The organism is Herbiconiux oxytropis (assembly GCF_024979315.1).
Lineage (GTDB): Bacteria > Actinomycetota > Actinomycetes > Actinomycetales > Microbacteriaceae > Herbiconiux > Herbiconiux oxytropis.
In genome coordinates, this window is sequence record NZ_JANLCK010000004.1 from 13,525 (window position 1) to 25,612 (window position 12,088).

The following is a 12,088-nucleotide window of genomic DNA, read 5'->3' on the forward strand; positions in this document are numbered from 1 at the left end:
GTCTCATCGGGCCGTGAACGCCGCGATCGTGAGGCCGGCGCCCTCGAGCGCCGCCCGGACCGCTCGGGCGACGGCCACCGCACCGGGAGCGTCGCCGTGCACGCAGACCGTCTCGGCCGAGAGGGCGATGTCGGTGCCGTCGATGGCGGTGAGGATGCCTTCGGTGGCCAGACGCAGCATCCGCTCGGCGATCTCGGCGGGGTCGTGCAGCACGGCACCGGGCTCGGAGCGGGGCACGAGTGTGCCGTCCGGCCGGTAGGCGCGATCGGCGAAGGCCTCGGGCACGAAGCGGATCCCCTCGGCCTCGGCCAGACGGCCGATCTCGGAGTCGGGCAGGCCGACGATCGCGAGGGTCGGGTCGACCGCGATCACCGCGTCGACGACCGCGGCGGCCTGCACCTCGTCGTGCACCACGCGGTTGTAGAGGGCGCCGTGCGGCTTGAGGTAGAGCACGTGGGTGCCGGCGGCGGCTGCGATCCCCCGCAGGGCGCCGATCTGGTAGATGACGTCGGCCATCAGGTCGGCGGCGGGCAGGTCGAGGTCGCGGCGGCCGAAGCCGCGGAGGTCGGGGTAGGAGACCTGGGCGCCGAGGGCCACGCGACGGGAGGTGGCCAGGCGTGCGGTCTCGAGCAGGGTCGTGGGGTCGCCGGCATGGAAGCCGCAGGCGAGGTTGGCGCTCGTGACCACATCGAGCAGGGCGCGGTCGTCGCCGAGCCGCCAGGCGCCGTAGGACTCGCCGAGGTCGGCGTTGAGGTCGATGGAGGTCATGGCGCGGGCGGTCCCGAGGTGGGGGTGGGAGCATCCGGAGCCTCTCCACCGTGCTTCGCCGCTGCCCGCCGACGCACGACCTCCCACGCCGCATCGATCTGCTCGAGCGTGTGCTCGAGACTCCCACCGGAGTCGATGACGACGTCGGCGAGTGCTCGCCGTTCCGCGTCGCCGGACTGGGAGGCGATGCGTCGCTCGGCCTCGGACCGGTCCATCCCCCGCAGCTCCACGAGCCGGCGGATCCGCTGCTCCTCGGGCGCCTCGACCACGATCACGAACTCGAACGTGCCACCGCGCCGCCCTCCGGTCTCGGCCAGCAGCGGGATGTCGTAGACGACGATCGCCGACGGGTCGGCGGCCTCAGCGGCGCGCAGCCGCTCCTGGAAGAGCGCGATCACGGCCGGGTGCGTGATGCCGTTGAGATCGAGCCGTGCCGACTCGTCGGCGAACACGATGGCGCCGAGCGCCGGGCGGTCGAGGGCGCCGTCCGGCCCGATGACCCCCTCACCGAAGCGGGAGCGGATGGCGGCGAGCCCCGGCGATCCGGGAGCGACGGCCTCGCGCGCCAGCTGGTCGGCGTCGATGGTCACGGCGCCGAGCTCGCCGAGCCGCTTCGTCACCGTCGACTTGCCCGCGGCGATTCCTCCGGTGAGTCCGATCACGTACACGGGCCCAGCCTAGCGGGAGCGATCGACCCGGTTAACGGCCGGAAGGCCGCCCCCTGCGGGACGGCCTTCCGGATGTTCGGAACGAGATCAGCTGTTGGAGCTGAGCTTCTCGCGGAGCGCTGCGAGGGTCTCGTCGTCGGCGAGGGTGCCGGCGCCGGTCGACTCGCTCGAGAACGAGTTGCCCGCGGAGGGGACATCGCTGTTGAGCGCCTCGGCCGCAGACGTGGCGACCTGCTTCTTGTGGGCCTCCCAGCGAGCCTGGGCCTCAGCGTACTGCTGCTCCCATGCCTCGCGCTGGGTGTCGAAGCCCTCTTTCCACTCGTTGGTCTCCGGGTCGAAGCCCTCGGGGTACTTGTAGTTCCCCTGGTCGTCGTACTCGGTGAGCATGCCGTAGAGAGCCGGGTCGAACTCGGTGCCCTCGGGGTCGACGCCCTCGTTCGCCTGCTTCAGCGAGAGGCTGATGCGGCGACGCTCGAGGTCGATGTCGATGACCTTGACGAAGACCTCGTCGCCGACGGAGACGACCTGCTCGGCGAGCTCGACGTGCTTGCCGGAGAGCTCGGAGATGTGCACCAGACCCTCGATGCCCTCGGCGACGCGGACGAACGCACCGAACGGCACCAGCTTGGTGACCTTTCCGGGCGCGACCTGGCCGATGGCGTGGGTACGGGCGAACACCTGCCACGGGTCTTCCTGCGTTGCCTTGAGCGACAGGGAGACGCGCTCGCGGTCGAGGTCGACCTCGAGGATCTCGACGGTGACCTCCTGGCCCACCTCGACGACCTCGGAGGCGTGCTCGATGTGCTTCCAGGAGAGCTCGGAGACGTGGACGAGACCGTCGACGCCGCCCAGGTCGACGAACGCACCGAAGTTGACGATCGACGAGACGACGCCCTTGCGGACCTGCCCCTTCTGGAGGTTGTTGAGGAAGGTGGTGCGGCTCTCGGACTGCGTCTGCTCGAGCAGTGCACGGCGCGACAGGACCACGTTGTTGCGGTTCTTGTCGAGCTCGAGGATCTTGGCCTCGATCTCCTGACCCAGGTAGGGGGTGAGATCGCGCACGCGGCGGAGCTCGATGAGCGACGCCGGGAGGAAGCCGCGGAGTCCGATGTCGACGATGAGGCCACCCTTGACGACCTCGATGACCGAACCGGTCACCACGCCGTCGGCGTCCTTGATCTTCTCGACATCGCCCCAGGCACGCTCGTACTGAGCGCGCTTCTTGGAGAGGATGAGGCGGCCTTCTTTGTCTTCCTTCTGGAGGACGAGCGCCTCGACACTGTCACCGACCTGAACGACCTCGCTCGGGTCGACGTCGTGCTTGATGGAGAGTTCTCGCGAAGGGATGACGCCCTCCGTCTTGTAACCGACGTCGAGGAGGACCTCGTCGCGGTCGATCTTCACGACGACACCCTCGATGAGGTCTCCGTCGTTGAAGAATTTCAGAGTCTTTTCGACCGCGGCGAGGAAGTCTTCAGCAGATCCGATGTCATTGATGGCGACCTGCTTGGGTGCCTTTTCGGTCGTTGCGATTGTCATGTAGTGGTTGCTCCGTTATGGACATGATTCGGGCCGGTCGCGAGTAATGCGATAGTGGTTCCGCGACTGGCGGGCGGATAGATGGTCACAGAAGTGACGCTCTAGTCTAGCTATCTCCAACCGGGCGGAGCAACCGCTTATTCCGCGCCGTCGCCGACTCGCATCGGTGTCGGAACGACCCGGCTCGAGCTGGTGAGGGCTTCGGACAGACCCGTGCGCCCGCGGATGCCGAGCTTTCGATAGACCCGCAGCAGGTGGGTCTCGACGGTTCTGATCGAGAGCACGAGCCGATCCGCCACCTCACGGTTGGAGTGGCCTTCCGATGCGAGCTGCGCGATCTCCGCTTCTCGATCGGAGAGCTGCACCTTCTCGTGCCCCCGCACCAGCGCCGGCCGGACCGGGCCGCACAGCGCGAGCTGCTCCTCGGTGAGACGAGCCGCAGCTGCAGCCGGCCGTTCGCGCCCGCACCGGCGGAACAACGCGGAAGCTGCAGAGTACGCCTCAGCGGCGTACGAATGCATACCGAGAGTCGCGTAGTCGTCTCCGATTCGATTGAATTCCTCGCCGGTGCGGCCCATTTCCGCCGGGTCCGACGAACCCGACTGGTTGGAGGCGAGCGCTCGCACGAAGCGGACGGCTGTCTCCGCGTACCTGCCTTCGACGACCTCTCCCAGACTCTCGACGCGGGCGAGAGTCACGCCGGCGCGCCCGGCGCGGGCCGAGTCGAGCAATGCGAGCAGGCTCCAGAGTCGGTATCCCGAACTCTCATAGGCATCGGCGGCTTCGCAGAACGTCGCTTCCGCCTCCTCCGATTGCATGGCCGCCGTACGGACGCACGCCAGACCGTGCAAGGCCCATCCTTCGAGAAAGGGCTGCTTCTCCGAGAGCAGGAGAACTGGTTCAAGGCAATCCAGCGCCGATTCCACCGAACCACGGGCTGCCAACGCGATCGCCAGAGATACCCGTGCCAGATAAGCGGATTCATGGATGCCGTTCGATTCGAGAGCAGCAACGGCCCTCGTCAGTTCGGGGATCGCCTCATCGACCTTGCCGCAGGCGGCGAGAAGCGCTCCGTCCATCCACTCGCACAGTCCGAGGTCACCACCTCGACCGGCCGCAGCCGCCTCCACGCTCAGTTTCTGCATTCTGAGTCGGGAGACCTCGACAGGACACTCGTAGAGCCCGGCGAACACCCTCCCCCAACGAACGCGGAAGGAGTCGGCACCGTGGGCGCGCAGGAGCGCCTCCGCCTGGTCGAGGAGCGCGTTCGCCGCCTGCATCCTGCCGTCGAGCGACGCCACCGATGCCTCCAGCGCGAGCCGCTCCCCCTCGAGAACCACCGGGTCATCTGTCGATGCCGCCCCGCCGCCCCGCCCGTCGAGCGGCGGCTGGACTGCAAGAGCGCTCAGCTGGATCGACGTGATGAGGTCGAGTTCGCCGTCGGGCACCGCCGGCATCGACGCCAGACTCCACGCAGATGCCCGATCCGCGAGCCGAGAGGCGACCAATCCTCGCAGGTCGTCCCGCGCCTGGAATCGATCGGGCTCGAGAAGGGGATCGATCAGCAGTCCGTCGAGCCTCGCCAGCGCCTGTTCCGACCGGCCGAGTTGTGACTCCGCCAGGGCCATGACCAACTGGGCCTCGTTCGATCCCTGTGCCACAGCGAGCGTCGCGAGCTGCCACGCCAGTTCTGGGCGAGCTGATCTCACTGCCAGTTCCGCGGCACGTTTCAGTGCCAGGGGATGGACTCCGCGGCCGTTCTGGAGTGCGTGCTGCACAAGAGCAAGAGCTTCGCTGGTCACGAGTTCGCGCGTCGGGCGGTCGTTCACCACCTCGATGATCGCAGTGCCCATGCGCCGTCGCCGGACACGACCCATGGTCTGCGGAAGGAGGAGCTCGATGATGGGATCACGGAGGCGAGGCCGGAGAATGCCGGAGCGCTCGAAGACCTCGATCACTCCGAGGGCTTCCAACCTCTCCACCTCCCAGGCCGGATCTCCCGGAACGAGGTTGCCCACGATCATCTCGAGGTGCTCCACTGAGAGTTCGGGTGCCATAGCAATCACATCGAGCAGCGTGACCGCCGGCGCCGCCTCAGGGCCTTCACCGAGCCTTGCGAGGATCAAGCGGCGGAGGTCGCCGTCGGGCGGCACGTGCGATGTCAGCCGCCACCCACCGGATCCGTGGGCCAGAACCCCTGCGCCCCGTGCGGCTGCAAGAGCCTCACGGAGGATGACGAGGTCCCCTCCTGGGCGGGACGGGACGAACGCCGGCACGGACTTCGGATCGAGGGGACCACCGAGGAAGCTCTCGGCGACACGCAGAACCTCCGCGCTCTTCAACGGACTCAGGCGGAGCTGAGTCACCAGGCCGTCACGCACGAGCAGATCGATGGGTGAACCATGTTCCGGTGCGGTCGCCATGACCGGTACGACGCGTCCGGCGCGGACGGCATCAGCCACTTTCGATGACCGCTCGGCGTCGAGGCGATCCACATCGTCTCCGATCCAGACCCGTTCTCTCACCGCCGGTTCGAGGAGGCGGATCAGTGACTGGAGGAAGTGGGTTCGGCCTGCACCGCGGTCGCCGACGACGAGCAGGCCACGAGCGTTCCCGACGTGGGACCGCGCCACGTCGAGAAGGTCACCGCGCTCGGAGTCGCTGTCGAACATCTCTCCCATCGTCACCACCATCGCCCCCTCCCCCCGCGGCGAGTCCGCTCAGATCGCCCGCCCGCCATTCCGATGGAACATTCTCGCTCGTGGATCGTCGTCCTCGCCATACCCAGAACGGTGGGCACCGAACGGAGGGCGCAGAACGGTGGACGCCCGACGCCCGCCGGGTCTCGCGGGGCGGATCTCGTAGTGGAAGGTGCCCGTGTACTCGTAGAGGGCACCCTCCCCCGCGTTCGCGGCGTCGTCGAAGCGTTCGACCACCGTGACCCGCGGGCAGAGCGAGGCCGGCAGAGCGACGTGCAGCCGGCCGATGCGGAGCTCGAGCGCGGTAGAGGTGAGGTGCAGCTCGCCGAGCCAGGCTTCGGGCGGATGCCGCGGTGCGGTCACGAGGACGGGTACCACATCCCTCTTCGACACGGCCTCGGCCAGTCGCCATCCGGCCTGCTCGCCGAGCGTCCGATCGTCGTCCACCAGGCCTCGACGCGTTTCGGGTCGGACAGCGAGACTGCTACGTCCGACTGCTTCCACCCACGATGTGCGCGAGGGCCTCCTCGTGGTGGGGGTGGAGGAAGCGGTAGCCGGCGGACTCGAGGCGCTCGGGGAGCACCCAGCGGCTCTTCAGCACGAGCTCGGTCTCGGTGCGGATCACGGCCGAGCCGACCTCGAGCATCCAGCGCCAGGTGGGCAGGCCGAAGCGCGCTCCGACCGCGCGGCGCACCGAGGCCATGAAGATGCGGTTGTCGGTGGGGTGCGGGGCCGCGGCGTTGATCGGGCCCTCGAGCTCGGGGTGGGCGTCGAGGAAGCGGATGATGCCCACCACGTCGTCGAGGTGCACCCAGCTGAACCTCTGGCGTCCGTTCTTCGTGCGCGGGCGGTACTCGTGAAAGGTGCCCGCTGCGCGCCTGGCCCGGGTGGCGAGCCAGCGGCCGTCGAACTGGGGGCCGCCGAGACCCGCGCGGGCGAGCGCGCGGATGGGCCCGAGCGCGCTGCCGTCGCCCAGCACGATGGCCATCCGGAGCGCGACCCGGCGGGTGCCGGGCAGGGTCCCGCGGAAGAGCTCCTCCTCCCAGCTGGTCGCCACGTTCACCGAGAAGCCCTCGCCGATCTCGCCCGTCGACTCGGTCATCGGCCGGTCGTCGGCGTGCCGGTAGATGGTGGCCGTCGAGGAGTTGATCCAGAGGGTGGGCGGACGTGCCGCGGCGGCGATCGCGGCGTGCAGCTGCCGCGTGGTGTCGAGCCGGGAGCGGAAGATCTCGGCGCGGTTCGCGGGGGTGTAGCGGCAGTTCACGCTCTTGCCCGCCATGTTGATGAGCAGGTCGGCGCCGTCGACGAGGGCGCCGATCGCCGCGGCATCGCCCCAACGGGCGTCTGGCCCGTTGCGGCCGATGAGCGCGACCTCGGCACCGTCCTCCCGGAAGGCCTCGGCGAGCCGGGCGCCGATGAATCCGGATGCTCCGGCGATGACGACACGACGGACGGGGGCTGCTGCAGTCATTCGGGGCGCACCTCATAGCGGAAGGAACCGGTGTATTCGTAGAGCCGGCCGAGCACGGGGGCGTCGACGACGACGGAGACGCGCTGGGCGCCCTCCGCCGTCTCGCTGCTGCCCGGCGCTCCCCCGTCGGCGTGGTCGTCGAAGCGCTCGGTGAGCAGCACGCGGGGAGAGATCGCCGCCGGCAGCACGATGTGGCGACGACCGAGGCGCACGGCGAACTCCGTCGAGACCAGGTGCAGCTCGCCCCGCACGACCCGCGCCGCGAGCCGCACCCGGAAGCGGCGGCCCCTGCCGAGGTGGTCGACGAGACCGTCGGCTCCTCCCGAGTCGGCGGTGATCGCATCCACCATCTCGCCGGCGCCGCGGGAGAAGTGGAAGCGCCGCACGGCGACGACGGCGGTGCGGCCGTCGCGGTCGGTCAGCGGTGCGTTGACGACGGTGAAGGGCACGGATCGCTCCCAGGCGGGGAAGAGGATCGACTCGCGGGCGAGCAGCCGCAGCACCGGCCAGAGCCAGCGCCGCGGCGTGCCGGCGAGCTCGAACACGCCGCTGCCGTAGCCGCGGCTGCCCTCCGGGATGGCCGCGAAGTACCGCCGGAGCGCGGGGTGCAGGTCGTCGAGCGCCGATCCCACCGTCAGTTCATAGGGCGAGCGTGTCACGCGGGGCCGAGCAGCGTCGAGCGCAGGGTGTCGAGACCCACGCCGCCGAGGTCGAGCGCGCGGCGGTGGAACTCCTTGGCCGAGAACGCGGATCCTTCCCGGGCGCGGAACGCGTCGCGGAGCTCCTCCCAGATGCGCTGGCCCACTTTGTACGACGGGGCCTGGCCCGGCCAGCCGAGGTAGCGGTTGACCTCGAAGCGGATGAAGGCGTCGTCCATGTTCACGTTCTGCCGCATGAACTCGAGGGCGTAGTCGGCGTCCCAGGCGCCGTCTCCCGTGAGCCGGGGCTTCTGCAGATGCACGCCGATGTCGAGCACCACGCGGGCCGCGCGCATCCGCTGCCCGTCGAGCATGCCGAGGCGGTCGGCGGGGTCGTCGAGGTAGCCGAGCTCCTCCATCAGCCGCTCGGCGTAGAGCGCCCACCCTTCGGCGTGGCCGCTCGTGCCGGCGAGCTGCCGGCGCCAGGTGTTGAGCTTCGCGCGGTTGTGCACGGCCTGGCCGATCTGCAGGTGATGGCCGGGCACGCCCTCGTGGTAGACGGTGGTGAGCTCGCGCCAGGTGTCGAACTCGGTGACACCCTCGGGCACCGACCACCACATCCGGCCGGGGCGGGAGAAGTCGTCGGTGGGGCCGGTGTAGTAGATGCCGCCCTCGTGGGTGGGCGCGATCAGGCACTCGAGGGTGCGGATCTCCTCCGGGATGTCGAAGTGGGTGGCACCGAGCTCGGCGACCGCGCGGTCGCTCGTGGCCTGCATCCAGGCCTGGAGCGCGTCGGTGCCGTGGAGCTTGCGGCTCTCGTCCTGGTCGAGGAAGGCGATGGCCTCGTGCACGGAGGCGCCGGGCAGGATCTCCTCGGCGATCGCCTCCTGCTCGCGCACCATGCGGCCGAGCTCCTCGATGCCCCACTCGTAGGTCTCGTCGAGATCGATCGTGGCGCCGAGGAAGCGGCGGGAGTGCAAGGCGTAGGCGTCGCGCCCCACGGCATCCTGCTCGCCGGCCGCGGGGGCGAGCTCGTTCTCGAGGAACTGGGCGAGTTTGGAGTAGGCCTCGGACGCTGTGCCGGCGTTGCGCTCGAGATCGGCGCGGAGGCTCGCGGGCAGCTCCCCCTCGGCGGGGGCGGCCCGAGCGGCGAGGGTGGCGAAGAAGTTGTCGGGGCCCGAGTTGCCCCGGCTCTGCAGGAGCACTTCGGCGACCTGGCGGCGGGCGGGGACGACGCCCTCGCGGAGGCCCTTGCGGAGGGTGAGGATGTAGCCGTCGACGGCGTCCTCGACGGCTTGGAGGCGCTTGGCGATCGTCTCCCAGTCGTCGGTCGAGGCGGTGGGCATGAGATCGAAGGCCTCGCGGATGTGCTGGCTGGGCGAGTCGATCACGTTCAGGTCGCGTCGCTCGAGCCCGGCCTCCGCGCTCTGAAGCGACAGCTCGAGCTCGCTCGACAGATCGGTCTTCGTGACCACGTCGACGTCGTCGGCGGGGACGGCCCTGGTGAGCTCGGCGAGCACCGCACGGGTGGCCGCGATCTTCTGCTCGTGACCCGCGGGCGAGAGGTCGCCGAAGCGGTCGTTGACCTCGGTGCGGCCGATGTAGGTGCCGAGCACGGGCTCGAGCTCGACGAGCGTGTCGACCCAGCGCTCGGCGATCCGGTCGACGTCGGTCTGGGGGCGGTTGTCGGTCGGCGGACGTAGGCTCGGACTGCTCATCCTCCGACCCTATTCCTCCCTCCGGGGCCCGATTGACTTCTTCGAACATATGTTCGAATATGAGGGCATGACGGATGCCGCGCTCTCGATCTCCTCTCCCGCTCCGGCGGGCGACGAGATCCGGGCGCTGCGCTCCCGCATCCAGCAGATGCAGGCCACGAAGCTCGACAGCCGGAGCGTGCGCACGCATCCCGCCCTCGAGTCGCTCCTGCCCGGCGGAACGCTCAAGGCGGGGTCGGCCTACTCGGTCGAGCGGTCGACGGCCCTCGTGATGGCGCTCATGGCCGGGCCTTCCGCCGACGGCGTGTGGTGCGGCGTGGTGGGCATGCCCGACTTCGGGCTCGAGGCGGCGGCGGGCTTCGGCATCGACCTCGCCAGGCTCGCGCTCGTGCCGCATCCGGGCGACGAGTGGCTCACGGTCACGGCGGCGATGGCCGACGTGGTGGGGGTCGTGGTCACGGTGCCGCCCAAGCGCGTGCCGGACTCGGCGGTCGCCCGGCTGCAGGCGCGCATCCGGCAGCGGGAGGCGCTCTTGATCGTGCTCGGCGAGTGGCCGCAGAGCGAGGCGACGCTGCGCATCACCGAGAGCCGCTGGACGGGCATCGGCTCGGGGCACGGCTACCTCGCCGGGCGGCAGGCCGTGGTGTCGGCCACGGCCAGGGGCGGCCTGGGGCGGCCGCGGCGGGCACGGCTGTGGTTGCCCGACGGCGACGAGCTGTTCCGGCCCGTGGAGGGGCAGGTCGGTGCCGGGCAGGTCGGGGCTGGGCAGCTCGGTTCTGGACAGCTCGGTTCTGGACAGCTCGGTACTGGGCAGCTCGGTACTGGGCAGCTCGGCGGCGGCTCGGGCCTCGAGCGTGCCCGCCCGCGCATCCTGCACGAGGTGGCGAGCTGATGGCGCGCGGGAGACGAGCCGGCGCAGCCGGCCGCAGCACGCCGGTGCGGAGCATGGTGGTGTGGTGCCCCGACTGGCCGGTGGTGGCCATGGCGAGGGCCGAGGGCGTGGCCGAGGATGCGGTGCTGGCGGCCGACGAGTTCCTGGCCGTCATCGAGAAGGGCCTCGTCTACGCCTGTTCGGCGGCCGCTCGTGCCGACGGCGTGCGGCGGGGGCTGCGCATCCGCGAGGCCCAGGCGCGCTCGCCGCGGCTGCGGGTGTTCGAGCTCGACACCGCGGTGGTCAATCGCGCCTTCGAGCCGGTGATCATGGCGCTCGAGGAGCTGAGCCCGGGCGTGCAGGTCGTGCGGCCGGGCACGTGCGCCCTGCGGGCCAGGGGGCCGGCGCGCTTCTACGGCGACGAGGAGGGCGCTGCGGTGGCCTTCCTCGCCCGGCTCGCCGAGATCGGGGTGACGGATGCGCGGATCGGCATCGCCGACGGCCTCTTCGCCGCCGACCACGCGGCCCGCCTGCCGGGCCGGGAGCTCGTGCGGATCGTGCCGCCCGGGGGGTCGGGAGACTTCCTCGCTCCCCTGCCGGTGGGGTTCCTCGGGGGGCTCGAAGGTGCCGACGAGCTCATCCCCCTGCTCGGCCGGCTCGGCATCCACTCGCTCGGCGAGTTCGCCCGGCTGCCGCTCGAAGACGTGCAGAGTCGCTTCGGCGACGACGGTGCCAGGGCTCACCTGAAGGCCTCGGGGCGCGACGGCCAGCCCGTCGTGCCGCGCATCCCGCCCGAGGTGCGCGAGAGCGTGAGCGAGTTCGAGCCGCCGCTCGACCGCATCGACCAGGTGACCTTCGGCATCCGCGCCGCGGCCGACCTGTTCGTGCAGAGGCTCTCGGAGTCGCGGCTCGTCTGCACGGGCATCCGGGTGGAGCTCACGAGCGAGCGCGGGCAGGTGCGCGAGCGCAGCTGGCTGCATCCGCGCTGGTTCAGCTCCTCCGACGTGGTCGACCGGGTGCGCTGGCAGCTGCAGGGCGGCGACGCGATCGAGACGGCGCTCGAGTCCGGCATCAGCCGGGTGCGCGTGATCGCCGAAGCGGTCGACGCGAGCGCGAAGCACGAGACGGGCCTGTGGGGCAGCGGATCGGAGGAGCGCGTGCACCACGGGATGGCCCGCCTGCAGAGCATGGTGGGCCACGAGGGCGTGCTCACGGCGACGATCGGCGGGGGCAGGGCGCCGGGCGAGCGCATCCGGTTCGCGCCCTGGGGAGACCGCGTGGAGGCATCCGGAGCCGGCGCACCGTGGCCGGGGAGTCTGCCTCCTCCCCTGCCCAGCACCGTGTTCGAGCAGCCGCGGGTCGTGCAGGTCGCGACGGCCGAGGGCGAGCCGGTGGAGGTCTCTGCGCGCGGCGAACTCTCGGCGGCTCCGGCGCTGTTCTCCGAGACGGGTGCGCTGCACGACCTCAGGCCGCTGAGTGCCTGGGCGGGCCCGTGGCCCACCGAGGAGCGCTGGTGGGATGCGACGGCCCACCGCCGGGTCGACCGCTTCCAGGTGGTCGACGACTGCGGCGGCGCCTGGCTGCTCGCCCTCGAGAACCACCGCTGGCGCGCGGAGGCCCGCTATGACTGAGCGGCGCCCGCTGCCCCTCCCGCCCCGCGCATTTCTTCCACTTCGCCCGCCGGGTAGCGCTAACTGCGCGAAACGTGCGGGTTTG

General features: G+C 70.6%; 10 protein-coding genes. 2 read left to right on the forward strand and 8 right to left on the reverse strand.

The window, feature by feature from the left end:
* Positions 1-3: 3 nt before the first annotated feature.
* The 8 genes from N1028_RS08580 to N1028_RS08615 form a co-directional block, all read right to left on the reverse strand.
* Positions 4-768: a LamB/YcsF family protein gene (locus N1028_RS08580; RefSeq protein WP_259526614.1), complete on the reverse strand. Its 765-nt coding sequence runs from the start codon at positions 766-768 to the stop codon at positions 4-6.
* Positions 765-1,436, reverse strand: a complete 672-nt coding sequence (coaE, locus tag N1028_RS08585; RefSeq protein WP_259526618.1) for a dephospho-CoA kinase — start codon at positions 1,434-1,436, stop codon at positions 765-767. The genes N1028_RS08580 and coaE overlap by 4 nt, the downstream gene beginning before the upstream one ends.
* Positions 1,437-1,523: 87 nt before the next feature.
* Positions 1,524-2,975 (reverse strand): 30S ribosomal protein S1, encoded by a 1,452-nt coding sequence (gene rpsA, locus N1028_RS08590; protein WP_259526619.1) that lies wholly within the window; start codon positions 2,973-2,975, stop codon positions 1,524-1,526.
* 137 nt (positions 2,976-3,112) lie between these two features.
* A complete protein-coding gene (locus N1028_RS08595) occupies positions 3,113-5,668 on the reverse strand; it encodes a helix-turn-helix transcriptional regulator (protein ID WP_259526621.1) in 2,556 nt (851 codons plus the stop codon).
* A gap of 27 nt (positions 5,669-5,695) precedes the next feature.
* Positions 5,696-6,121: a DUF4166 domain-containing protein gene (locus N1028_RS08600; RefSeq protein ID WP_259526624.1), complete on the reverse strand. Its 426-nt coding sequence runs from the start codon at positions 6,119-6,121 to the stop codon at positions 5,696-5,698.
* Between the two features lie 37 nt (positions 6,122-6,158).
* Positions 6,159-7,145 (reverse strand): epimerase, encoded by a 987-nt coding sequence (locus tag N1028_RS08605; RefSeq protein WP_259526626.1) that lies wholly within the window; start codon positions 7,143-7,145, stop codon positions 6,159-6,161.
* Positions 7,142-7,804, reverse strand: coding sequence for a DUF4166 domain-containing protein (locus tag N1028_RS08610; protein ID WP_259526627.1), 663 nt, complete (start codon positions 7,802-7,804; stop codon positions 7,142-7,144). The genes N1028_RS08605 and N1028_RS08610 overlap by 4 nt, the downstream gene beginning before the upstream one ends.
* Positions 7,801-9,501 (reverse strand): DUF885 domain-containing protein, encoded by a 1,701-nt coding sequence (locus tag N1028_RS08615; protein ID WP_259526629.1) that lies wholly within the window; start codon positions 9,499-9,501, stop codon positions 7,801-7,803. The genes N1028_RS08610 and N1028_RS08615 overlap by 4 nt, the downstream gene beginning before the upstream one ends.
* 49 nt (positions 9,502-9,550) lie before the next feature.
* On the opposite strand from N1028_RS08615, the gene imuA' reads away from it, so the two are divergent.
* Both imuA' and N1028_RS08625 read left to right on the forward strand, forming a co-directional pair.
* On the forward strand, positions 9,551-10,393 hold the full coding sequence (gene imuA', locus N1028_RS08620; RefSeq protein WP_259526630.1) for a DnaE2-dependent mutagenesis accessory factor ImuA': 843 nt from the start codon (positions 9,551-9,553) through the stop codon (positions 10,391-10,393).
* On the forward strand, positions 10,393-12,003 hold the full coding sequence (locus N1028_RS08625; RefSeq protein WP_259526631.1) for a DNA polymerase Y family protein: 1,611 nt from the start codon (positions 10,393-10,395) through the stop codon (positions 12,001-12,003). The genes imuA' and N1028_RS08625 overlap by 1 nt, the downstream gene beginning before the upstream one ends.
* Positions 12,004-12,088 lie beyond the last annotated feature (85 nt).